We start from the raw sequence: 21,887 nt of genomic DNA, 5'->3' as shown, positions 1-21,887 counted from the left end.
GGGGCTTTTTTATCGCTGCAGCAAAATCAGTGCGCGTAAGTCAGCAGCAACTCACTGGGCACCTTGAAATCCAGCGACATCATCACGCTCAAGGCAGTGATGGTGAAGATCGAGAACACGAACAGCTTGCGCGCCCAGACTCGATCATCAACCGCCTTGTAGCCCGTCCAAGCCATATACAACCAGTACATGCCCATGGCCGCCGCCACCGCCAGATAGCTCATCCCGGCATATCCACCCAGAGTCAGCATCAGCGTCGCCAGCAGGAAAGCCAAGATGTAGAGCAGGATGTGCTTCTTGGCCACCACGATTCCGCGCTTCACCGGCAACACTGGAATCGAAGCTGCCAGATAATCATTGAAGCGGAAGATCGCGATGGCATACGAATGAGGCATCTGCCACAGGCTGAACATCACCAGCAACGTCAAAGCCGCCAGATCGAAGCTGTTGCTGACTGCCACGTAACCGATCACCGGAGGCATGGCACCGGACAGACTGCCGACCAACGTACCATGCACCGACTTGCGCTTCAGGTAGAGGCTATAGAACCCTACATAGATCACGAAGCCGATCAGACCGCACAACGCCGCCAGAGGGTTGGCCAATGCGTACAGCATGACCATCCCGGCGACCCCGAGCAGTGTGGCGAAGATCAATGCGACCTTCACCGAAATCTGCCCCTGGACCAATGCGCGGTTCTTGGTGCGTTCCATCTTCACGTCGATGTCGCGGTCGATGCAGTTGTTGAATGCACAGCCCGATGCCACCACCAGCGATGTACCGATCACTGTGGCCAGGAACAGCCCAATGTCGACATGCCCTTGAGAGGCCAGGAAGAACCCACCTGCCACGGAAAGCACGTTACCGAAAATGATCCCCGGTTTGGTGATTTGGATAAAGTGCTTAACGGACATGCCGGGTTCCTTACTTCGCCATCATGAAGTGATGGATGCTGAACATGATCCACAGCGACAGACCGACCAGGAACGCGATGATCAACGCCGAGAAGACGAAGGCGATCACGTTCCAGCGCTGTTCGGACGTGCGGTCCAGGTGCAGGAAGTAAACCAGGTGAACCAGCACCTGGACCACCGCGAAGATCAGCGCGATCCACAGCGTGGCTTCCTTGGACAGCGTCGGGAACATCACCAGACCGAACGGAATCGCGGTCAGGATGACCGACAGCACGAAACCGATCATGTACGACTTGTAGCTACCGTGGCTGCTACCGGCCGAAGTGGTATGAGGGTTTGCCATTTACAGAGCTCCCATCAGATAGACGACGGTGAACACGCAGATCCAGACCACGTCCAGGAAGTGCCAGAACAGGCTCAGGCAGCTCATGCGCGTGTTGTTGGTTGCGGTCAGGCCTTTGGATTTGATCTGGGCGATCAGCACCGCCATCCAGATCAAGCCGCTGGTCACGTGCAGGCCGTGGGTTCCGACCAAGGTGAAGAACCCGGTCAGGAAGCCGCTGCGCTGCGGGCCGAAGCCCTCTTCGATCAGCTTGTGGAACTCGTAGATCTCCATCGCGATGAAGCCTGCACCCAGCAGGAACGTGACGAACAACCACTTCATCACGCCGCTTTTGTCGTTGCTGTGCAGCGCCAGCATGGCGAAGCCATACGTGATGGAGCTGAACAGCAGCAGTGCAGTCTCGGCTGCCACGAAGGGCAGCTCGAAGATGTCGTGGCCCGACGGGCCACCGGCGACATTGTTAACCAGTACTGCGTAGGCGGCGAAGATCGACGCGAACAGGATGCAGTCGGTCATCAGGTAGATCCAGAAACCAAAGACAGTCATGCCCCCGGAATCGTGATGATCGTGATCGTCGTGACCGTGCTCGTGTTGGTGAGCCACTTCCGCGTTTAAGGTTGCGTTAGACATTGTTTAAGCCTTCTCCACCGTGGAGTTCAGACGAGAATCAACTCGTGCAGCGTTTGCCAGGCGAGCCATGCGTTCACCTTCGATACGAGCGACTTCTTCAGCCGGTACGTAGTAGTCGATGTCGTCGTCATAGCTGCGCACGATCAGGGTGATGACCATGCCGGCCAGGCCGATCGCAGCCGCCCACCAGATGTGCCAGATGGCGGCGAAGCCCAGGATCAGACCGAAGAACGACATCAGCACACCCATACCAGTGTTGCGCGGCATGTGAATCTGCTTGTAGTCCGCGGCGTTGGCAGTGGCTTCACCACGCTCTTTCATGCCCCAGTAAGCGTCCAGGTCGGAAACCACTGGTTGCTCGGCGAAGTTGTAGAACGGTGGTGGCGACGAAGTCGACCACTCCAGGGTACGGCCATCCCATGGGTCGCCCGAAACGTCCTGATTCTTGTGACGATCGCGGATCGATACATAGAGTTGCAGCAGCTGGAAGAAGATACCGGCGGCGACGAACAGTGCACCGACGAAAGCCACGTACAGCCAAGGCGTCCACTCTGGGTTGTCGGTATGGTTCAGGCGACGGGTCATGCCCATGAAGCCCAGCACGTACAACGGCATAAACGCCAGGTAGAAACCGACCAGCCAGCACCAGAACGAGTACTTGCCCAGACGCTCGTTGAGCTTGAAGCCAAACGCTTTCGGGAACCAGAAGGCGAAGCCGGCCAGGTAACCGAATACCGCACCACCGATGATCACGTTGTGGAAGTGAGCGATCAGGAACAGGCTGTTGTGCAGCACGAAGTCAGCGCCCGGTACCGCCAGCAGTACGCCAGTCATGCCGCCGATGCTGAAGGTCACGATGAAGCCGATGGTCCACAACATCGGAGTGGTGAACTCGATGCGGCCACGGTACATGGTGAACAGCCAGGTGAAGATCTTCACACCGGTCGGAATCGCGATGACCATTGTCATGATGCCGAAGAAGGCGTTGACGTTGGCCCCCGAACCCATGGTGAAGAAGTGGTGCAGCCAGACCACGAACGACAGCACGGTAATGGCGATCGTTGCCCATACCAGCGAGACGTAGCCGAACAGACGCTTTTTACAGAACGTCGAGGTTACTTCCGAGAACACACCGAAGGCCGGCAGGATCAGGATGTAAACCTCGGGGTGGCCCCAGGCCCAGAACAGGTTGACGTACATCATCGGGTTCCCACCAAGCTCGTTGGTGAAGAAGTGGAAGCCCAAGTAGCGGTCAAGGGTCAGCATGAACAGAACAGCGGTGAGGATCGGGAACGAAGCAGCGATCAGGACCGCGGTGCACAGGCAGTTCCAGGTGAACACCGGCATTTTCATCAGCGTCATGCCAGGCGCACGCATCTTCAGGATGGTGACGATGAAGTTGACGCCTGTGAGCAAGGTACCCAAGCCGGATATCTGCAGGGCCCAGATGTAGTAGTCGACACCTACCCCCGGACTGTATTGCAACCCCGCCAACGGCGGATACGCCACCCAGCCGGTCTTGGCGAACTCGCCGACACCCAGAGAGATGTTGACCAGCAGCACGCCGACCACGAACAGCCAGAAGCTGACCGAGTTCAGGAACGGGAAAGCCACGTCGCGAGCGCCGATCTGCAGCGGCACGACAATGTTCATCAGACCGATCATGAATGGCATGGCCATGAAGATGATCATGATCACACCGTGAGCGGTGAAGATCTGGTCGTAGTGTTCCGGTGGCAGGAAGCCGGTGGAACCGCCCGTGGCGACCGCAAGCTGCGAGCGCATCATGATGGCGTCGGCAAAGCCGCGCAGCAGCATGACCATGGCAACGGCGATGTACATCACGCCGATTTTCTTGTGGTCGACCGACGTGAACCACTCGGTCCACAGGTACGTCCACTTCTTGTAGTAGGTGATCAGACCGAACACCACCGCCCCGAGCACCGCAACGACGGCGAGTGTCACCATCACTATCGGCTCGTGGAAGGGCACCGCTTCCAGACTAAGTTTACCGAACATCTTTTACTCCTCTGCCCCAGCAGCTGAATTCTTGCCCATGTCCATCCCTTCGTTCGAGGCTTGCTTCCCCTCGTGGCTGACGCCTTTACCTGGGTTCATGCCTTCATACTTGTCGATGATGGTCTGGAACAGGTTCGGGACGTACGAGGAATACAGCTCGACCGGATTTTTCTCGCTAGGTTTGGCCAGCGCTTCGTAGGTAGCTGCATCGAGCTGCTTAGGCGCGCTCTTCACTTCACTGATCCATGCATCGAAATCAGCCTGGGTCGTAGCGACTGCTTTGAATTTCATGCCGGTGAAGCCTGCACCGCTGTAGTTCGCGGAGATGCCGTCGAACTCGCCGTTTTCATTGGCGATCAGGTGCAACTGCGTCTGCATGCCGGCCATTGCGTAGATCTGGCCGCCCAGCTGCGGAATGAAGAACGAGTTCATGACCGAGTCGGAGGTGATGCGGAAGTTGACCGGTACGTTGGCCGGGAAGACGATCTTGTTGACCGTGGCAATGCCTTGTTCCGGATAGATGAACAACCATTTCCAGTCCATCGCAACGACCTGGATGGTGACCGGCTTGTGCTCGGAATCCAGCGGACGGTACGGATCCAGGTGATGAGTCGACACGTAGGTCACGTAGCCCAGCGCGATGATGATCAGCAGCGGGATGCCCCACACCACCAGTTCGATCTTGGTGGAGTGCGCCCATTCAGGCGTATAGGTGGCTTCCTTGTTGGAGGCACGGTACTTCCAGGCGAACGCGAGCGCCATGACGATGACCGGGATCACCACCAGCAACATCAGCCCGGTGGCGATGTAGATCAGGTTGCGTTCGTCGATGCCCACCTGCCCTTTCGAGTCGATCAGGGTCCACTTGCACCCGCCGAGAAAAAGCATGCCTAAAAAGGGCAGTATGCCAAACAGTCTGGGGTAACGCTTTTTACTCATCTCACGACCTCTAGAGCAGCTTGCTTCAATGCAATTGTGTTTTGGTAGCCAACACTTCGACCTGCCAAGCGCCAGCATTTATATCGGGATTGAATACGGACATGCCAGGCTCGCAGTTGCTGCGGGGTGACAAGACCGGTCTGGAACGGTGCAGCTGTCATGACTTGTGCAATCCAGAGGATTGCAGACTCTTTCCCTTGAGTGCACGGACCACTCAAGGGTTCAGCCAAGCCGTACCAACGGTATGAAAAGTGCCTGCCAATGGTGCAAAAGCGCCACCGACCTGCCCTTTTTGAGGCACTGACCTGCTGAAATTTCCGCGATTGTAGTGAGCCCTTTACCCATTGACTACGACTAATCCAGCAACAGGTATTTCCAAATTATGCAACAATCCGACGCACTTTCAAAGCCTTGCGACACGATGTCGCACCCCTGAAAACCCTTGCGAAGGCCCGTATTTTAGGGGCTTTCGCGAAATTGCCGACGACAGGTTGTCGCATCTTCGCCGTTACACGCCGAAGGCGGAATCGACTTCCGGCACGAATAATGACAAGGCCGATACCCCCGGCGCCATCAGGCGCGTGTTCGATTGCGATAGATGCCTACGGGTACAAGAATAGCCGTCATCACAAAAGCCACCAGCGCCCACTGCGCCAGCGACAGGCCGAGCACCGGCGGATAAGGTGTGGAGCAGAAACCCTGGACCTGAAACACGCTGGGCATCAGATCGGCCAGGGGCAACCCGTCGACGATCGGTTGCAGCGTGTCGAGGCCGCAACTGACCGAGGGATTGGCCAATACCCATGCATGACGCCCGGCCGCCGCAATGCCGCCCACGGCGCTGAGCACCACCAACCCTTCGCATACCGTCACACCGGTACGGCCGCGCATCGCCGCGCCGATGAAGGCGAACAGGGCAATGAAAAGCAAGGCATAGCGTTGCAGGATGCACAATGGGCAAGGTGCTTCGCCCAACACGATCTGCATGTACAGCGCCCCACCGATCAAGGCCAGGCAGATCACGCCCAGCAATACCAGGAAACGTCGCTCGCGGTTCAGGCGCAGGTTGACTTCATTCATTGCAGCTTTCCCTTCACAGGTCAGAACGGGCAGGTTTTTAGATGGGCGCCAGTCTACACGCTGGGTTGCCAAGTGGACTGTAGGAAAACTCTGGAAATACGGTGTAACCAGAAATTTCTGCCAACCCGCACACAGTATGGCGCGCGTGATTAAACCGACGTTAAGCCAGGCGTGGCAGCCAGCACGGCGATCTCGTTAAAGCCTGCGCGTGTCGAGTCGATACATAGGCAACGCACTCCTTTGGCGGGTCGTTCGCCGCCCCGCATCGGCTCCATCAAGAAGGTTCACATGGCAACCCAGAACGCCCGCGCAGATTCCCTTTCCTTGCTGTTGTTCAGCTTGCGCAGCGGCAAGTTGATGGCCATCAACCTGCTCAAGGTCAGCGAGATCATCCCCTGCCCTGCCCTGACCCGACTCCCCGAAGCACATCCCCACGTCAAAGGGGTGGCAACCCTGCGGGGCCAGGCGTTGTCCGTCATCGACCTGAGCCGAGCGATCGGTGAGCAACCCTTGCTCGATCCGTCCGGCGGGTGCCTGATCGTCACGGACGTCAGTCGCTCCAAGCAGGGCCTGCACGTTCAGGCCGTCAGTCGCATAGTGCATTGCCTGAGCACCGATATCCGTCCGCCACCCTACGGTTCTGGCACCAAGTCGTTCATTACCGGGGTGACCCAGGTGGACGGTGCGCTGGTGCAGGTACTGGACATCGAGAAAGTCATCCACGGCATTGCCCCGGCGCGCCTGCAGGGCGAACCCCAGCGCTTGAGCGACGCCGATGCCCGCTGCCTGGCCAACGCCAACATCCTGGTCGTGGACGACAGCCACGTGGCGTTGCAGCAGTCGCTCATCACCTTGCGCACCCTGGGCATCGAATGTCGGACGGCGCGCAGCGCCCGCGAGGCGATCGACTGCCTGCTGGAACTGCAGGGCACCGAGGCGCAGATCAATGTGCTGGTATCGGATATCGAGATGTCGGAAATGGACGGCTACGCGCTGACCCGCACTTTGCGAGAAACGCCGGACTTCAAGGATCTGTACGTTCTGCTGCACACCTCGCTGGACAGTACGATGAACAGCGAGAAGGCTCGGCTGGCCGGCGCCAATGCCGTGCTGACGAAATTCTCCTCCCCCGAACTGACCGGCTGCCTGATCACCGCAGCACGTTTCGTCGCCGAACAGGCGCGCTGAGCCCACTGCGGCATAAAGGTACCTGCGCACTTACGCCGTGAGGTCAGCGGTGCCTGGATGAACGGGACATGGATGGAAGGTACCCAGGCATAATGGGTGCCCGTTTACACCGCTGAGGCTCCCTGACCATGAAAACCCACCTGATCCTTTTGCTCGCGCTCGGCGGCGCCACCACTCAAGCGATGGCGTCGACCGACCAAGCCTGGGCGGAACACGACAAACGCGTCGCGAGCAGCTGCTTGAAAGCCACCACATTGAAACAGGCCCGGGTGGCCAGCGCGCCTGCCGAATTCGAAGACCGCGTGGGTTACACCGCAGTGCTCATCCAAGGCCGTTATCCACAGGCGCACATGAAGAATCAGCCTGGCGCCGAGCTGTGTCTGTACCACAAGCAAAGCCGCAAGGCATTCGTCACTCAGTGGGATTCGGTACAGGGCAAATAACGTCAAAGCAGAATGAATGCATAGAGGATGCTGACAAACGGCATGCTGCCGGCTTTCTCGTCGAGTGCTTCCAGCGCTGCGAACTTGAGCATGAATGAAGCAACCACCAGCACCCTAATCCATGGCTGGCGTGTCGATAACACCAACAGCATGCCCAAGGCGAGGGCCAGTTGAAAGGCGCAGCACTTGATCGCCGCCGGCAACGTGCTGACGTACAGCAAGGCCAGCATCACGGGGATCAGACTCGCCAGCAGCAATCCTTTGCCATACTTCACACAGTCCATAACGATCACTGGCCTTCCTTCATTTATCGACTTGTTGTAAGGAAAGAAGTCTCTGGTGATCAACTGGGCAGTTCCATAGGTCTATTCAGCACACCTTGTAGGAAAAACCCGACGGGTCTAACGGTTAAACGCCTCTGGATCTGAGCGATTTTTTCCTAGGCGAACCGCAATAGCTCCATGGGCGTCGGCTGCCTAGGGCCGGCCACCCACAGGCCTGGGCTTGGCAAGGCAGCGCGACTAAGGTCAAACTGCCCGATCTTCCCCCCTGCCGGTGTCCGATCCGCATGCGCATAGCCATCCGCCCCCTGCTCGTGGCAGGTCTGCTGCTCGTCGTCGTGGTCGTCGCGGCATGGCTGTTCAAGCGCACCTCACCCAACCAGCCAGCACCGGCCCAGCCCATCCCAGTGCGGGTGGTCAGCGTGGTGCAGGCCGATGTTCCGCGTTACCTCACCGGCATCGGTTCGGTGCTTTCATTGCATAGCGTGACCGTGCGCGCGCAGGTCGACGGTATTCTTGACCAGGTCGCGGTGAAAGAAGGCCAATGGGTGAACAAAGGGGATGCGCTCGCCAGCATCGACGATCGCGCCATTCGCGCCAGCCTGGCTCAAGCTCAGGCGCAAGCCAGTCAGAGCCAGGCGCAGTTGCAAGTGGCAGGGATCAACCTGCGCCGCTACAAGGACCTGAGCCGTGACAACGGTATTTCCCGACAGGTGCTCGACGAACAGCAAGCCCTGTTCGACCAGCTCACCGCAACCCTGCAAGGCAACAAGGCCGCCATCGCTGCGGCGCAAGTGCAGTTGTCCTATACCCAGATTCGTTCGCCGGTGACCGGTCGGGTCGGGATTCGCCGTGTGGACCCCGGTAATTTCCTGCGCGTCAGTGATGCCGAAGGCTTGTTCACGGTGACTCAGATCGACCCCATCGCTGTCGAGTTCTCGCTGCCGCAGCAGGAACTGGCCACCCTGCAGTCGCTGCTGGACAAGCCGCAGCCAGCGGTGGTGCGCGCGTACATAAATGGCGACACCGAGACGGGCACGCAGGTCGGTGAAGGCCACCTCACCCTGCTCGACAACCAGATTGCGGCAAACACCGGTACCATTCGCGCCAAGGCTGAATTTCATAACGGCAAACACACTTTGTGGCCAGGTCAGCTGGTGAGTGTCGGATTGCAGGTCGGGGTCGAGCGCAATGCCCTGGTAGTGCCATTGGCCGTGGTCCAGCGCGGGATCGACGGCCATTACGTCTACCGTGTGACCGACGCCAAGGTCGAGCAGGTTCCGGTGCAGGTGCTTTACCAGAACTCCACGCAAAGCCTAATAGAAGGCGTGGCGGCGGGTGACGTGCTGGTCAGTGACGGGCAGTCAAGATTGAGGCCAGGCGCTCCAGTACAGCTTGTCGAGCCGGCGACGGGCAACGCAGCGACCGCGCCATGAGCACCGGGCGCTCGGTCAGCGCCTGGTGCATCGACCACCCGGTGGCCACCGTTCTGCTGACCTTTGCCCTGGTGTTGCTCGGTGGCCTGGCCTTTACCCGGCTGGCAATCGCGCCGCTGCCCGAAGCGGATTTCCCGACCATTCAGGTGAACGCCCAGTTGCCCGGCGCCAGTCCGCAGACCATGGCGTCTTCGGTCGCTACACCTTTGGAAGTGCAATTCAGCGCCATCCCCGGCATGACCCAGATGACCTCCAGCAGCGCACTGGGATCGACCAATCTGATCCTGCAATTCAGCCTGAGCAAAAGCATCGACACCGCCGCGCAAGAGGTCCAGGCGGCAATCAATACTGCAGCTGGACGTCTGCCGCAGGACATGCCCAACCTGCCAACCTGGCGCAAGGTCAACCCGGGTGACAGCCCGGTGCTGATCCTCAGCGTGAGCTCGGCGCAGATGCCCACCCATGTGTTGAGTGACTACACCGAAACGCTGTTGGCCCGGCAACTGAGCCAGATCGAGGGCGTCGGCCAGGTCTACATCACCGGCCAGCAACGCCCGGCGATTCGTGTGCAGGCGGCTCCCGAGCGCTTGGCTGCGTTGGAGCTGACCTTGGCCGACCTGCGCGGCGCCATCCAGCAGACCAGCCTGAACCTGGCCAAGGGCGCTCTGTACGGCGACACCAGCGTGTCGACACTGGCTACCAACGATCAACTGTTCGAGGCCGACGAATACGCGCAACTGGTGGTGGCCTACCGTGACGGTGCGCCGGTGCGGCTCAAGGATGTCGCCACGGTGATCCAGGGCGCGGAGAATGCCTACGTGCAATCCTGGTCCGGTGATCAACCGGGGTTGAACCTGACGATTTTCCGTCAGCCGGGCGCGAATATCGTCGACACCGTCGACCGCATCCTCACCGCCATGCCACGCTTGCAGGAGATGCTGCCGGCGACCGTGGACGTCACCGTGCTCAACGACCGCACCCAGACCATCCGGGCTTCCCTGCACGAAGTCGAGCTGACGCTGCTGATCGCCGTATTGCTGGTCGTGGCGGTCATGGCCCTGTTCCTGCGCCAGCTGTCAGCCACGCTGATCGTGTCGAGCGTGCTGGGTGTGTCTCTGGTCGCGACATTCGCCGCCATGTACCTGATGGGTTTCAGCCTGAACAATCTGACGCTGGTGGCGATCGTGATCAGCGTCGGCTTCGTGGTCGACGACGCGATCGTCGTGGTGGAGAACATCCATCGCCATCTGGAAGCCGGCGATGGCATGCGCGAAGCGGCGATAAAGGGTGCCAGCGAAATCAGCTTCACGGTGGTGTCGATCAGTTTTTCGCTGATCGCCGCGTTCATTCCGCTGCTGTTCATGGGGGGCGTGGTCGGGCGGCTGTTCAAGGAGTTTGCGTTGACGGCGACCTCGACCATTCTGATTTCGGTCGTGGTTTCCCTGACCCTGGCACCGACCTTGTGCGCGCTGTTCATGCGCCGACCCGCGCACACCACGCGCGCCGATTTCGGTGCGCGTCTGCTGGACTGGTATGACAAGGGGCTGATACGCGCGCTGGCGCACCAGCGCGTCACCCTGGCCGTGTTCGCCGTGACCGTGGGCCTTTCAGTCGCAGGCTACGTGCTCATCCCGAAAGGGTTCTTCCCGGTGCAGGACACCGGTTTCGTGCTGGGCACAACCGAGGCGGCGGCGGACATTTCCTATAAGGACATGCAGGAAAAACACCTCGCTCTGGCCCGCATCGTCGGCGCAGATCCGGCGGTCCGGGCTTATTCCCACGCTGTCGGCGTGACAGGCAGCAACCAGACCATTGCTACTGGACGGTTCTGGATCGGCTTGAAGAACCAGGGCGAGCGAGACGTGTCGGCCAGCGAGTTCATCGACCGCCTGCGGCCGCAACTGGCGCAGGTCCCGGGCGTGGTGCTGTACCTGCGCGCCGGGCAGGACATCAACCTGAGCGCCGGCCCCAGCCGTAGTCAGTACCAATACGTACTCAAGAGTAATGACGGGCCCACCCTGAACCTGTGGACCCAGCGTCTGACCGAGCGGCTGCGGGCCAACCCGGCCTTCCGCGACCTGTCCAACGACTTGCAGCTGGGCGGCAGCGTGACGCAGATCAGCATCGATCGCGTGGCCGCAGCACGCTTCGGCCTGACCGCCAGCGACATCGATCAGGCGCTGTACGATGCGTTCGGTCAGCGCCAGATCAACGAATTCCAGACCGAGACCAATCAGTACAAGGTCATTCTGGAGCTCAAGGCGGACCAACGCGGCAAGGCCCAGAGCCTGCAGTACTTCTATCTGCGCTCAGCGCTGAGTGGTGAAATGGTACCGCTCTCGGCCGTCGCCCGAGTGGAGCCGCCCACTCAGGGCCCCTTGTCGATCAGTCACGACGGTCTGTTTCCCGCTGCCAACCTGTCTTTCAATCTGGCGCCAGGCGTTGCGTTGGGCGAAGCCGTGGCGTTGCTCGAACGCACGGAGGCGGAACTGGGCATGCCCGCTGCCATCTCCGGCAGTTTCCAGGGTGCAGCCCAGGCCTTTCAAAGCTCACTGGCCAGCCAACCTTGGCTGATTCTGGCCGCGCTGGTGGCGGTCTATATCATCCTGGGCGTGCTGTACGAAAGCTTCGTCCACCCCCTGACGATCATCTCGACCCTGCCCTCGGCTGGACTCGGTGCCCTGTTGCTGCTATGGCTGTGGGGACAAGATTTCTCGATCATGGGTTTGATCGGCCTGGTCTTGCTGATCGGCATCGTCAAGAAGAACGGCATTCTGATGATCGACTTCGCCCTGCAGGCGCAACGTATCCAAGGACTGCCCCCGCGTGAAGCGATACACAAAGCCTGCCTGACGCGATTTCGCCCGATCATCATGACCACCCTGGCTGCACTGCTGGGTGCGTTGCCGTTGATGTTCGGCTACGGCGCCGGTGCGGAATTGCGCCAGCCGCTGGGTATTGCGGTGGTGGGCGGCCTGCTCATCAGCCAGGTGCTGACGCTGTTCACCACCCCGGTGATCTATCTGCAACTGGAGCGGCTGTTTCACCACACCGACGGTTCGCGGACACCCGCACTGCCTGCCAGCCACTGAACACCACCCATAAAAAAACGCCCGATACGCGGGCGTTCTTCTATTGCTCAAACCTACTCAGCTATGGGCGCGAGCGATATTGCGCAGCGCCTTGATCTCGTCGTGATTGCGTTGCACCCCCTGCTGCTGACGCTCGATGATGGAATGAACATGGGCGGGCAGTGGCTGGGCCAAGGCGTCCTTATAGGCCGCGAGTGCCACATCTTCGCCACGCTCGGCTTCGTTCAAGACCGCTTCTTCATCCTTGCCGGTAAAAATCGATTTGACGTCGACCCAACGGCGGTGCAGGTCGCCGCTCAGGCTGGTCGAGTCTTCAGGGGTACCGCCCAGAGCGATCACTTCGGCTTGCAACTCGCCAGCCGCCTCGGCGCATTCGTGCGCGTGCTTGGTGAACAGCGCCTTGAGCTCGGGGTTCTTGATGTCTTCGGCGCACGTCTTGAAGCCTTCCTGACCGTCTTTGCAGGTTTCGATCAGATTGTTGAGAATCGAAATCACGCTTTTGGTGGGACCATTCATCTTTGTTCAATTCCTGAGAAAATCGGAAACCGGGTTGGGGATGAATGAGCAGGAGCAGGCTTCGTGCCAAATCGCTGTTATTGGTTATTGTCTTATAGATCAGTGGCTTGCGATTAATCAGCCGCCGACCCTACCCTCTTTATGCATGATCGCGAATTATGCGCTCGTGCAGAATGCATGTAACCTTTGTCACCTTGTCCATGAAATGAAACTCGTTGCGAAGACCTGCCCATGAACCCCGAAAAACTCGAATCCCTGGTGACATTTGCAATGCCCTTCGGCAAGTACAAAGGCCGGGTGATTGCCGATCTGCCAGGGCATTATCTGAACTGGTTCGCACGCGAGGGTTTTCCCAAGGGAGAGCTGGGTGGTCTGCTGGCCCTCATGCAGGAAATCGATCACAACGGTTTGTCCGACCTGCTCGATCCGCTGCGTGCCAAACATGGCAAGCCGCGCATTGCCGATGGCCGCTAGGCCCTGTAGGGGGCTTTATTCCAGGCAAAAAAAAGTGCGCCGACCAAGCGCACTGAAGACAGCCATGAAGCGCCTAACGAAGTCTGATCAATCGAGCAGAGCCAGTGCTTGCGCGCTGCACTCCTGAATGCGTGCCCAATCGCGGTTTTCAATCCATTTGCTGTCGAGCATCCACGAGCCGCCCACGCACATCACGTTGGACTGCGCCATGTAGCTGTTGATGTTGCCTGGACCCACGCCGCCGGTTGGGCAGAAGCGTACCTCCGGGAAAGGCCCGCCCAGCGCCTTGATGGCAGCAACACCACCGCTCACCTCGGCCGGGAACAGCTTGAAGCGGCGATACCCCAGCGCGTAGCCCATCATCAATTCGGACGGACTGCTGATACCCGGCAGCAAGGGCAGCGAGCTTTCCACACCGGCCTCGAGCATGTCCTGGGTCACACCGGGGGTGACGGTGAACTGAGAGCCGGCCTGCTCGGTTGCGGCCAGCATTTCCCGAGTCAGTACGGTGCCTGCGCCCACCAGCAGTTCGGGGCGTTGCTCGCGCAGCACCTGAATGGCCTTCAGGCCGAGCGCCGAACGCAGGGTCACTTCCAGCACGGTCAGACCGCCGGCCGCCAGCGCATCAGCGAGCGGCAGAATGTCCTCTTCACGCGCGATAGTGATGACGGGCAGGATTCGCGCACGCGCCGCCAGGGCGTCGATCTGGGCAACCTTGTCGACCATGCGTTGCTGTTGTTCGGTGGTGATCATTGCGGCGGTTCCTTGATTCATTGACACCAGTAGATATCCAGCGCGGAGTGCAGGAAGGCGCGGATCGGCATCTGCGCGACATCGTCGCCAGCCAGTGCGGTGCGCAATGTGCTCAACTTGCTTTCGCCCTGTACCGACAACACCTTGAAGCGGGCCGAGGCCAGCAGCGCGCGGCTCATGCTCAGGCGTTGATGAGGGACGCTGGGCGCCAGCATGGGCCAGCAGCGACGCTCGCTGTCCAGTGCCAGAGCCTGTTCGAGGTTGGGGCTGTCGGGAAACAGCGACGCGGTGTGCCCGTCATCGCCCATGCCCAGTACCAGCACATCGATCGGCGGCAATTGGCCAAGCAGATCATCGGCCACTGCAGCGGCCTCCTCCTGGCTGGAAGTGGTCTGGTACAGACTGACGAAACGAGCCTGCTCCACCGCGCCGACCAACAGGTGGCGCTTGAGCAGACCGGCGTTGCTGTCGGCATGCTCGATGGGCACCCAGCGCTCGTCGGCCAGGGAAATCACTACGCGCGACCAGTCCAGGCTCTGACGCGCCAGGCATTCGAAGAACGCCACCGGACTGCGTCCGCCGGAAACCACCAGGGTCGCCACGTTCTGACGCTCGATGGCCTCGCGCAATTGTTCGGCCACCTTGCCGGCCAAGGCTTCAGCCAACAAGGGAGCGCTCACGCAGTCGTGAACCTTCACCCCTTCGGGGAACTGTAAATCAGATATCGCCATACCAGGATCTCCCATCGCGTGTGATCAGGGCAATCGAGCTCATCGGCCCCCAGGAACCTGCCGCGTACGGCTTGGGGGCATCGCCGGACTTCTTCCAGCCGGCGATCAGCTGATCGCACCACGTCCACGCATATTCGATTTCATCTTTGCGGACAAACAGGTTCTGATTGCCCTGCATGACCTCCAGCAGCAACCGCTCGTACGCATCTGGAATACGCGCACTGCGATAGGTGTCGGAGAAATTCAGTTGCAACGGCCCGCTGCGCAGTTGCATGCCCTTGTCCAGGCCTTGTTCCTTGGTCATCACCCGCAGCGATATGCCTTCGTCCGGTTGCAGGCGGATGATCAGCTTGTTGCTGATCTGCAGGCGCTGCTCGGGAGCGAAGATGTAGTGCGGCGGCTCTTTGAAGTGGATGACGATCTGCGACAGTTTCTGTGGCATGCGCTTGCCGGTGCGTAGGTAGAACGGCACGCCGGCCCAGCGCCAGTTGCGAATGTCGGCGCGCAGCGCGACGAACGTTTCGGTGTCGCTCTGGGTGTTGGAGTTTTCCTCTTCCAGATACCCCGGCACAGGCCGGCCTTCGCTATAGCCCGCGATGTACTGACCCCGGACCACTTGCTGGGTCAGCCCATCGGCAGTGAACGGCGCGAGCGCCTTGAGAACCTTCACTTTCTCGTCGCGGATACTGTCGGCGGACAGATCGGCCGGTGGATCCATGGCGATCAGGCACAGCAGCTGCAACAGGTGGTTCTGGATCATGTCGCGCAGCTGACCGGCCTGGTCGAAATACCCCCAACGGCCTTCGATACCGACCTTTTCCGCCACGGTGATTTCCACGTGGGAAATGTAGTTCTGGTTCCACTGGGTTTCGAACAGGCTGTTGGCGAAGCGCAGGGCAATGAGGTTCTGCACCGTCTCCTTGCCCAGGTAGTGGTCGATTCGGTAGACCCGGTTTTCGGGGAAGTACTGCGCCACGGCGTCGTTGACCCGGCGCGAGGATTCCAGGTCGTGGCCAATCGGTTTTTCCAGCACGGCGCGGGTGCGCTCGGTCAGGCCGACCTTGTGCAGGTTTTCGCAGATGGCGCCGTACACGGCAGCCGGCGTGGCGAAGTAGGCGATCAATTGCTCGGCATCGCCGACTTTCTCGGCCAGTGCAACGTAGGTGTCGGCGTCCAGAAAGTCCACGTGCACGTAGCTCAGACGGGCCAGAAAACGCTGCAGTGATTCAGGCTCAAGCTGCGCCTCGGAAACGAATTTGCGCAGTCCGGCTTCGATGACACCCAGGTGGTGGGCCTCGTCACCGGGTTCGCGAGCCAGCGCGAGAATGCGGGTATCGGCGTGCAGCAACTGCGCGCGATCGAGTTGATACAGCGCTGGAAACAGCTTGCGCAATGCCAAGTCGCCCAAGGCGCCAAAGAGGGCAAAGGTGCATGATCCTGCGGTCATTGAGGGCATGATGTTTGTTCTTCTATCAAGTTGACGTAGAAATACCCTTTTTCAGGGCGCGATTCAAGGCAGAATGTAGTAATAACCACAACATTTGCCCCTTCAAACAGATACGGGTGGTGGCGCACTGCGCCCACCAGTAGGATAAGCCACCCGTGAAGACAGCCTGGCCAGACATGCTCGCTGGCTGCAGTAGACCCAAGGACATACCATGGACCGTGTGCGAAACCTTCTGGAACAGATCCAGAGCCGCCTCGATGAGCTGAACAAGGCCGAACGCAAGGTGGCCGAGATCATTCTGCTCAATCCGCAGCAGGCAACCCGCTTCAGTATTGCCGCCCTGGCGCAAGCCGCCAAGGTCAGCGAGCCGACGGTGAACCGCTTCTGTCGATCCTTCGGCGTCAGTGGCTACCCCGAGCTGAAGCTGCAACTGGCGCAAAGCCTGGCCAGCGGCGCGGCTTATGTCAGTCGCGCGGTGGAAGCCGACGACGATCCTGCAGCCTACACCCAGAAGATTTTCGGCAGCGCCATTGCCTCGTTGGACAGCGCCTGCCAGCAACTCGATCCGGCCTTGGTCAGCCGCGCCGTGGACATGCTGATCCAGGCGCGGCAGATCCATTTCTTCGGCCTCGGCGCATCGGCGCCGGTGGCGCTCGATGCGCAGCACAAGTTCTTCCGCTTCAACCTGGCGGTGTCGGCGCATGCCGATGTCCTCATGCAGCGAATGCTGGCCTCGGTGGCCCACACCGGTGAGCTGTTCGTGATCATTTCCTACACCGGGCGCACTCGCGAACTGGTGGAAGTGGCTCGCCTGGCGCGGGAAAACGGCGCCTCGGTGCTGGGCCTGACCGCCGCGGGCTCGCCCCTGGCCAAGGCCAGCAGTGTCAGTCTGAACATACCCCTGCCAGAAGACACGGATATTTACATGCCGATGACCTCGCGCATCGTGCAACTGACCGTGCTCGATGTGCTGGCCACGGGCATGACGCTACGACGCGGGGTGGATTTCCAGCCGCACCTGAGGAAGATCAAGGAAAGCCTGAATGTCAGCCGCTATCCGGCAGGAGATGGGCTGGACTGAATACGGATCTGTAGGAGCGGCCAGTGGCCGCGAAAAGTGCGCTGCGGTGAAGCAGATGGACTGTGCCCTGGCTTTCGCGGCCGATGACCGCTCCTACGGTGAGCCCGTCACCGGGTAAAAAAACGGGCGACCGAAGTCACCCGTAAAGAGCACACCACAAATCAGAACTTGGACTGAATCTTCAGGCCGGCCACCAGTGCATCGTCCACCTGATTCACGCCGCCCGGGTGCTTGATGTACTGCACGTTGGGCCGCACGGTCAGCCAGTTGGTGACGTGGAACCCGTAGTAGATCTCGGCGTTGTATTCGGTGTCCTGGATCGGCAGGTAGGTGGGGTTGTCGTAGTCGTCGACATTGTTCAGATCGTTGACCAGGCGACGATTCTTGCGTACGTCGTCGTTGACGTGGATGCGGGCGATGCCCACGCCGATGTCATCCTTGGGCCGAGCGTCGAAGGGCCCCATGTAGGTCAGGCCGATCTGCTGGTAGTTGTCGACGAAGTTGGTGTCCTTGTCGTGCACGGTGGCGTTGGCGAAGATGCTCAGACCACGGGCAGCGCTGCCGTTATGGCTGGTCAACTGCTGCTGTGCCACGATCCAGGCGCCATGCTTGCTGCTGTGGGACTTGTAACTGGCGCCGGACACGGCTGCTGCCTGGCCATTGCCGTCTTCATAGACGTCGTCGGCCTTGGCCGTGCTGTAGTAATAGCCCAGACGGTACTCGCCTGGCAGATCGTTGAGCTTGGGCGTCCACACCAGTTCGACCGGCAGGATCATGCCTTTGGTGCCGCTACCGCTAAGCTTGAAGCCGTTGCCGGTTTCCAGGTACGAAGGGTTCTGCTCGAACACACCCACCTGCGCGTACACTTCCGGCGTTATGTTGTACTTGATGCGCAAGGCCCACTGGCTGACCGGCCAGTTGTACCAGATGTTGCCCACCCAGTTGCCGACCTGCGAACCGCAGAAGGCCAGGTTCTGGAAGTCGCACGGGAAGCTGTTGAATTCCTCGCCCGGACCAAATCGACCGATCTTGACGTTGAGTTTGTTGTCGAAATAGCCCTGCTTGTACCACATCTGCGTCAGCCGCCAGGTCTGCCCCCTGCCCCAGACTTCCTGGGAGGAACTCAAGGTCCCGGCACGCGGATCGCCGATCCGGTCGTTGGAAATGTTGCGACCGCTACGTTCGGTAATGGCCAGCTTGAACTCGGCGTCGTTCCAGCCCAGGATCTTTTCCAGGTCCATCTTCACGCCCAGGGCGAACTGGTCGCTGTAGCGTGCGGTGGTGTCGTCGTTGTAGCCACCGTTCAGGTTGCTACCAACCTCCCCCACATACTCCAGCGAAAAATCGTACCCCTTTTCCAGCAACTCGGTACGCGCTCCACCCCAATCGCCGGTCATCCACGGCGACTCTTCGGTGAAGGCGCCGGCGGCGTGCACGCTACCGGCCAGACTCAAGGCGCCAAGCATCGACAATTGGCCGATCAGTCTGGGTTTGTTGATAAGTCTGCTGTTCATCCCGCTTCCTCTTTTATTGTTATTGACGTGTTGTACAGTCTTGCCAATGACAGGCGACAGGCCGCCTGCCGGTATCGCTATTCAGCGTCCTTTGAACTGGGTCACGTTGCCCAAGGGTGCAGCATCTTCCACGGAGCGCGTTGTGCCGAGGCGCTCGCCACTGGCCGCGTCGAAAAGCAGGACCTTGCTCGGGTCCAGCAACAGGTTCAGGGTCGCGCCTGGCGTCGGTGCATCATCCGGCGCCAGTCGGCAGCAGACCTTGGTCTGGTTCACCGTGACGAAGACCAGGGTGTCCGGCCCGGTCGGCTCGGTGATCTGTACTTCGGCGCGCAACACCGGCAACCCCGTGGTCTGTTCGCTCGCCAGGGCGATCTGCTCGGGGCGAATACCGAGGATGATCTCGCGATCTTCTAGCCCTGCGTCGGTGATACCCAGCGGTAGCTCGCAGCGCGCCTGGCCGCTGTCGAGCAACGCCACCAGACGGCCGTCCTGACGCGTCAGGCGCAGAGGGATGAAGTTCATCGGCGGCGAGCCGATGAAGCTGGCCACGAACAGGTTGGCCGGATCGTTGTAGATCTGTTGTGGCGTGCCGAACTGCTGGATGATCCCATCCTTCATGACTGCCACCTTATCGCCCAGGGTCATGGCCTCGATCTGGTCGTGGGTCACGTAGACCGTGGTGGTCTTCAGGCGCTGGTGCATCAGTTTCATTTCAGTGCGCATCTCGACGCGCAGTTTGGCGTCGAGGTTGGACAGCGGTTCGTCGAACAGATAAATCTTCGGCCGACGCGCCAGGGCACGGCCCATCGCCACACGCTGTTGCTGACCACCGGAGAGCTGACCCGGTTTGCGGTTGAGCAGGTGTTCGATCTGCAGCAGCTTGGCCACGCGCGCGACTTCTTCATCGATCGCCGACTGCGGCATCTTGCGGATTTTCAAGCCAAATTCGATGTTCTCGCGCACGCTCATGGTCGGGTACAGCGCGTAGGACTGGAACACCATGGCGATGTCACGATCCTTCGGGCTCATGCCACTGACGTCCTGATCACCAATCATGATCGCGCCGCCGGTGATGCTTTCCAGACCGGCGATGCAGTTCATCAGGGTCGACTTGCCGCACCCCGACGGGCCGACGAGGATCAGGAACTCCCCGTCCTTGATCGACAGTTCGATGTTCTTCAGCGTGTCCGGCAGGCCGGGACCGTAGGTCTTGTTGACGTTGCGAAGTTCGAGCGTAGCCATGATTACCCCTTGACTGCGCCGGCTGTCAGCCCGCGCACGAAATACTTGCCTGCGACCACATAGACCAGCAGGGTCGGCAAACCGGCGATCATCGCCGCCGCCATGTCCACGTTGTATTCCTTGGCGCCGGTGCTGGTGTTGACCAGGTTGTTCAGCGCCACCGTGATCGGTTGCGAATCACCGCTGGAGAACACCACACCGAACAGGAAGTCGTTCCAGATCTGGGTGAATTGCCAGATCAGGCACACCATGATGATCGGCGTCGACATCGGCAGAATGATGCGGCGGAAAATCGTGAAGAAACCCGCGCCGTCCAGACGTGCGGCTTTAACCAGCGCGTCGGGAATGCTCACGTAGTAGTTACGGAAAAACAGCGTGGTGAACGCCAGACCGTAAACCACGTGGACAAGCACCAGGCCGGTGGTAGTACTCGCCAGCCCGATCTTGCCGAGCGTGAACGAGGCCGGCAGCAGCACCGTCTGGAACGGCAGGAAGCAGCCGAACAACAGCAGACCGAAGAACAACTGCGAACCGCGGAAGCGCCACATCGACAGCACGTAGCCGTTCAGTGCCCCGATGGCGGTAGAGATGATCACAGCCGGTACGGTGATCTTGATCGAGTTCCAGAAGTAACCGTCAACCGTGGCCCAGGCCTTGACCCAGCCGATGCCGCTGACCACGGTCGGCCAGCTCAGCAGGTTGCCAGTGCTGATGTCTTCCGGGGTCTTGAAGCTGGTCAGCAACATGACCACCAGCGGCACCAGATAAAGCAATACGGCGAGGATCAGCACTGCATAGATCGCGATGCGACTCAGGCTCATGGCGGGTTTGGCTGCGAGATCAGTCATTGCGCTTGGTCCTCAGCTCGGAATACAGGTAAGGCACGATGATCGCGAGGATCGCACCGAGCATCAGAATCGCACTGGCCGAGCCCATGCCCATCTGGCCGCGACTGAAGGTGAAGGAATACATGAACATCGCTGGCAGGTCGGAGGAGTAACCCGGACCACCGGCGGTCATCGCCGCGACCAGGTCGAAACTCTTGATGGCGATGTGCGCCAGAATCATCACCGCACTGAAGAACACCGGACGCAGACTCGGCAGCACCACTTTCCAGTAGATCGTCGGCATGCTTGCGCCATCGATCTGCGCGGCACGAATGATCGATTGATCGACACCACGCAGGCCAGCGAGGAACATCGCCATGATAAAGCCCGAGGCTTGCCACACCGCCGCGATCACAAGGCAGTAGACCACACGATCGGGGTCGATCAGCCAGTCGAGACGGAAGCCTTCCCAGCCCCAGTCACGCAGCAATTTGTCCAGGCCCATGCCCGGGTTGAGCAGCCATTTCCACGCGGTACCGGTGACGATCATCGAAAGTGCCATCGGGTACAGGTAAATGGTTCGGATAAAGCCTTCGCGACGGATGCGCTGGTCGAGGAACACCGCCAGCAACACACCGATCACCAGCGTGATGCCGATGAACATGCCACCGAACACGGCGAGGTTCTTGCTCGCGACCCACCAGCGGTCGTTGTCGAACAACCGCGCGTACTGCGCAAGGCCCGCCCACTTGTAGGTCGGCAGGAACGTCGACGTGGTGAACGACAGCACGAACGTCCACAGGATGTAGCCATAGAAGCCCACCAGTACGATGAACATGCTCGGCGCCAGCACCAGTTTTGGCAGCCAGCGTTGCAATGCATCGAACGGCGAGGCTTTGCTGAACGCAGCAACAGAGCTCATGGGGAAATCCATCGA

At 60.0% G+C, this 21,887-nt stretch carries 21 protein-coding genes; 6 read left to right on the top strand and 15 right to left on the bottom strand.

Annotation, left to right across the window (positions count from 1 at the left end; genetic code table 11):
* Positions 1-26 precede the first annotated feature (26 nt).
* The 6 genes from cyoE to B2V21_RS09640 form a co-directional block, all read right to left on the bottom strand.
* Positions 27-914 (bottom strand): heme o synthase, encoded by an 888-nt coding sequence (cyoE, locus tag B2V21_RS09665; RefSeq protein ID WP_049861868.1) that lies wholly within the window; start codon positions 912-914, stop codon positions 27-29.
* A gap of 10 nt (positions 915-924) precedes the next feature.
* A complete protein-coding gene (cyoD, locus tag B2V21_RS09660; protein WP_286916719.1) occupies positions 925-1,257 on the bottom strand; it encodes a cytochrome o ubiquinol oxidase subunit IV in 333 nt (110 codons plus the stop codon).
* Positions 1,258-1,887 carry a cytochrome o ubiquinol oxidase subunit III gene (locus B2V21_RS09655; protein WP_049861866.1) on the bottom strand — a complete coding sequence of 210 codons (630 nt, stop codon included), beginning with the start codon at positions 1,885-1,887 and terminating at the stop codon, positions 1,258-1,260.
* 3 nt (positions 1,888-1,890) lie between these two features.
* Entirely contained in the window at positions 1,891-3,906 is a 2,016-nt protein-coding gene (gene cyoB / locus B2V21_RS09650) for a cytochrome o ubiquinol oxidase subunit I (protein WP_282347818.1), read from the bottom strand.
* Between the two features lie 3 nt (positions 3,907-3,909).
* Entirely contained in the window at positions 3,910-4,845 is a 936-nt protein-coding gene (cyoA, locus tag B2V21_RS09645) for a ubiquinol oxidase subunit II (protein WP_286916718.1), read from the bottom strand.
* Between the two features lie 573 nt (positions 4,846-5,418).
* A complete protein-coding gene (locus tag B2V21_RS09640) occupies positions 5,419-5,925 on the bottom strand; it encodes a disulfide bond formation protein B (RefSeq protein WP_049861863.1) in 507 nt (168 codons plus the stop codon).
* A gap of 288 nt (positions 5,926-6,213) precedes the next feature.
* On the opposite strand from B2V21_RS09640, the gene B2V21_RS09635 reads away from it, so the two are divergent.
* Together B2V21_RS09635 and B2V21_RS09630 are read left to right on the top strand one after the other, a co-directional pair.
* Positions 6,214-7,113, top strand: a complete 900-nt coding sequence (locus B2V21_RS09635; protein WP_286916717.1) for a chemotaxis protein — start codon at positions 6,214-6,216, stop codon at positions 7,111-7,113.
* 128 nt (positions 7,114-7,241) lie between these two features.
* The gene (locus tag B2V21_RS09630) at positions 7,242-7,556 is read left to right on the top strand and encodes a hypothetical protein (RefSeq protein WP_049861861.1); all 315 of its coding nucleotides are present in this window, start codon (positions 7,242-7,244) and stop codon (positions 7,554-7,556) included.
* A gap of 2 nt (positions 7,557-7,558) precedes the next feature.
* On the opposite strand, the gene B2V21_RS09625 is transcribed toward B2V21_RS09630, so the two are convergent.
* Positions 7,559-7,903, bottom strand: coding sequence for a hypothetical protein (locus tag B2V21_RS09625; protein ID WP_286916716.1), 345 nt, complete (start codon positions 7,901-7,903; stop codon positions 7,559-7,561).
* A 221-nt stretch (positions 7,904-8,124) separates the two neighbouring features.
* Between B2V21_RS09625 and B2V21_RS09620 the strand changes: the two genes are divergently transcribed.
* Positions 8,125-9,273 carry an efflux RND transporter periplasmic adaptor subunit gene (locus tag B2V21_RS09620; RefSeq protein WP_286916715.1) on the top strand — a complete coding sequence of 383 codons (1,149 nt, stop codon included), beginning with the start codon at positions 8,125-8,127 and terminating at the stop codon, positions 9,271-9,273.
* Positions 9,270-12,365, top strand: coding sequence for a multidrug efflux RND transporter permease subunit (locus tag B2V21_RS09615; protein WP_286916714.1), 3,096 nt, complete (start codon positions 9,270-9,272; stop codon positions 12,363-12,365). Before B2V21_RS09620 ends, B2V21_RS09615 begins: the two co-directional genes overlap by 4 nt.
* 57 nt (positions 12,366-12,422) lie before the next feature.
* Here the strand turns inward: B2V21_RS09615 and B2V21_RS09610 are convergent, their stop codons facing one another.
* Positions 12,423-12,881 (bottom strand): ferritin-like domain-containing protein, encoded by a 459-nt coding sequence (locus B2V21_RS09610; protein ID WP_049861857.1) that lies wholly within the window; start codon positions 12,879-12,881, stop codon positions 12,423-12,425.
* A gap of 231 nt (positions 12,882-13,112) precedes the next feature.
* On the opposite strand from B2V21_RS09610, the gene B2V21_RS09605 reads away from it, so the two are divergent.
* Complete coding sequence (locus B2V21_RS09605) at positions 13,113-13,355, top strand: DUF3820 family protein (protein ID WP_049861856.1); 243 nt, start codon at positions 13,113-13,115, stop codon at positions 13,353-13,355.
* An 87-nt stretch (positions 13,356-13,442) separates the two neighbouring features.
* On the opposite strand, the gene B2V21_RS09600 is transcribed toward B2V21_RS09605, so the two are convergent.
* From B2V21_RS09600 to zwf, 3 genes are read right to left on the bottom strand one after another with little or no spacing between them, the layout of a single operon-like run.
* Positions 13,443-14,129, bottom strand: coding sequence for a bifunctional 4-hydroxy-2-oxoglutarate aldolase/2-dehydro-3-deoxy-phosphogluconate aldolase (locus B2V21_RS09600; protein ID WP_177327975.1), 687 nt, complete (start codon positions 14,127-14,129; stop codon positions 13,443-13,445).
* Positions 14,126-14,839 carry a 6-phosphogluconolactonase gene (gene pgl, locus B2V21_RS09595; protein ID WP_049861854.1) on the bottom strand — a complete coding sequence of 238 codons (714 nt, stop codon included), beginning with the start codon at positions 14,837-14,839 and terminating at the stop codon, positions 14,126-14,128. The genes B2V21_RS09600 and pgl overlap by 4 nt, the downstream gene beginning before the upstream one ends.
* Positions 14,826-16,295 (bottom strand): glucose-6-phosphate dehydrogenase, encoded by a 1,470-nt coding sequence (gene zwf / locus B2V21_RS09590; protein WP_056844964.1) that lies wholly within the window; start codon positions 16,293-16,295, stop codon positions 14,826-14,828. The genes pgl and zwf overlap by 14 nt, the downstream gene beginning before the upstream one ends.
* A 211-nt stretch (positions 16,296-16,506) precedes the next feature.
* On the opposite strand from zwf, the gene hexR reads away from it, so the two are divergent.
* The gene (gene hexR, locus B2V21_RS09585) at positions 16,507-17,367 is read left to right on the top strand and encodes a DNA-binding transcriptional regulator HexR (RefSeq protein WP_177327977.1); all 861 of its coding nucleotides are present in this window, start codon (positions 16,507-16,509) and stop codon (positions 17,365-17,367) included.
* Between the two features lie 161 nt (positions 17,368-17,528).
* Here hexR and B2V21_RS09580 read toward each other — a convergent pair whose 3' ends face one another.
* The 4 genes from B2V21_RS09580 to B2V21_RS09565 all read right to left on the bottom strand — a co-directional run bounded on the left by B2V21_RS09580 (position 17,529) and on the right by B2V21_RS09565 (position 21,872).
* Entirely contained in the window at positions 17,529-18,833 is a 1,305-nt protein-coding gene (locus tag B2V21_RS09580) for a carbohydrate porin (protein WP_376787120.1), read from the bottom strand.
* Positions 18,834-18,962: 129 nt separating this feature from the next.
* Positions 18,963-20,123 carry an ABC transporter ATP-binding protein gene (locus B2V21_RS09575; RefSeq protein ID WP_282347806.1) on the bottom strand — a complete coding sequence of 387 codons (1,161 nt, stop codon included), beginning with the start codon at positions 20,121-20,123 and terminating at the stop codon, positions 18,963-18,965.
* A gap of 2 nt (positions 20,124-20,125) precedes the next feature.
* The gene (locus B2V21_RS09570; RefSeq protein WP_286916713.1) at positions 20,126-20,971 is read right to left on the bottom strand and encodes a carbohydrate ABC transporter permease; all 846 of its coding nucleotides are present in this window, start codon (positions 20,969-20,971) and stop codon (positions 20,126-20,128) included.
* Entirely contained in the window at positions 20,964-21,872 is a 909-nt protein-coding gene (locus tag B2V21_RS09565; RefSeq protein ID WP_049861849.1) for a carbohydrate ABC transporter permease, read from the bottom strand. Before B2V21_RS09565 ends, B2V21_RS09570 begins: the two co-directional genes overlap by 8 nt.
* Positions 21,873-21,887 lie beyond the last annotated feature (15 nt).

It is taken from the genome of Pseudomonas sp. UBA6276, assembly GCF_002438365.1.
GTDB lineage: Bacteria > Pseudomonadota > Gammaproteobacteria > Pseudomonadales > Pseudomonadaceae > Aquipseudomonas > Aquipseudomonas coleopterorum.
The sequence above is the reverse complement of the archived record's forward strand: the minus strand, read 5'-3'. Positions and strand labels throughout refer to the sequence as shown.

What these genes read in the sequence shown, in the direction of transcription:
- B2V21_RS09605 (WP_049861856.1), top strand. Translation starts at nt 13,113, where the DNA reads ATGAACCCCGAAAAACTCGAATCCCTGGTGACATTTGCAATGCCCTTC.
- B2V21_RS09580 (WP_376787120.1), bottom strand. Translation starts at nt 18,833, where the DNA reads ATGCTTGGCGCCTTGAGTCTGGCCGGTAGCGTGCACGCCGCCGGCGCC.
- B2V21_RS09575 (WP_282347806.1), bottom strand. Translation starts at nt 20,123, where the DNA reads ATGGCTACGCTCGAACTTCGCAACGTCAACAAGACCTACGGTCCCGGC.
- B2V21_RS09610 (WP_049861857.1), bottom strand. Translation starts at nt 12,881, where the DNA reads ATGAATGGTCCCACCAAAAGCGTGATTTCGATTCTCAACAATCTGATC.
- B2V21_RS09615 (WP_286916714.1), top strand. Translation starts at nt 9,270, where the DNA reads ATGAGCACCGGGCGCTCGGTCAGCGCCTGGTGCATCGACCACCCGGTG.
- B2V21_RS09620 (WP_286916715.1), top strand. Translation starts at nt 8,125, where the DNA reads ATGCGCATAGCCATCCGCCCCCTGCTCGTGGCAGGTCTGCTGCTCGTC.
- B2V21_RS09655 (WP_049861866.1), bottom strand. Translation starts at nt 1,887, where the DNA reads ATGTCTAACGCAACCTTAAACGCGGAAGTGGCTCACCAACACGAGCAC.
- B2V21_RS09640 (WP_049861863.1), bottom strand. Translation starts at nt 5,925, where the DNA reads ATGAATGAAGTCAACCTGCGCCTGAACCGCGAGCGACGTTTCCTGGTA.
- pgl (WP_049861854.1), bottom strand. Translation starts at nt 14,839, where the DNA reads ATGGCGATATCTGATTTACAGTTCCCCGAAGGGGTGAAGGTTCACGAC.
- B2V21_RS09635 (WP_286916717.1), top strand. Translation starts at nt 6,214, where the DNA reads ATGGCAACCCAGAACGCCCGCGCAGATTCCCTTTCCTTGCTGTTGTTC.
- B2V21_RS09630 (WP_049861861.1), top strand. Translation starts at nt 7,242, where the DNA reads ATGAAAACCCACCTGATCCTTTTGCTCGCGCTCGGCGGCGCCACCACT.
- B2V21_RS09565 (WP_049861849.1), bottom strand. Translation starts at nt 21,872, where the DNA reads ATGAGCTCTGTTGCTGCGTTCAGCAAAGCCTCGCCGTTCGATGCATTG.
- zwf (WP_056844964.1), bottom strand. Translation starts at nt 16,295, where the DNA reads ATGCCCTCAATGACCGCAGGATCATGCACCTTTGCCCTCTTTGGCGCC.
- cyoE (WP_049861868.1), bottom strand. Translation starts at nt 914, where the DNA reads ATGTCCGTTAAGCACTTTATCCAAATCACCAAACCGGGGATCATTTTC.
- cyoD (WP_286916719.1), bottom strand. Translation starts at nt 1,257, where the DNA reads ATGGCAAACCCTCATACCACTTCGGCCGGTAGCAGCCACGGTAGCTAC.
- B2V21_RS09570 (WP_286916713.1), bottom strand. Translation starts at nt 20,971, where the DNA reads ATGACTGATCTCGCAGCCAAACCCGCCATGAGCCTGAGTCGCATCGCG.
- cyoB (WP_282347818.1), bottom strand. Translation starts at nt 3,906, where the DNA reads ATGTTCGGTAAACTTAGTCTGGAAGCGGTGCCCTTCCACGAGCCGATA.
- cyoA (WP_286916718.1), bottom strand. Translation starts at nt 4,845, where the DNA reads ATGAGTAAAAAGCGTTACCCCAGACTGTTTGGCATACTGCCCTTTTTA.
- B2V21_RS09600 (WP_177327975.1), bottom strand. Translation starts at nt 14,129, where the DNA reads ATGAATCAAGGAACCGCCGCAATGATCACCACCGAACAACAGCAACGC.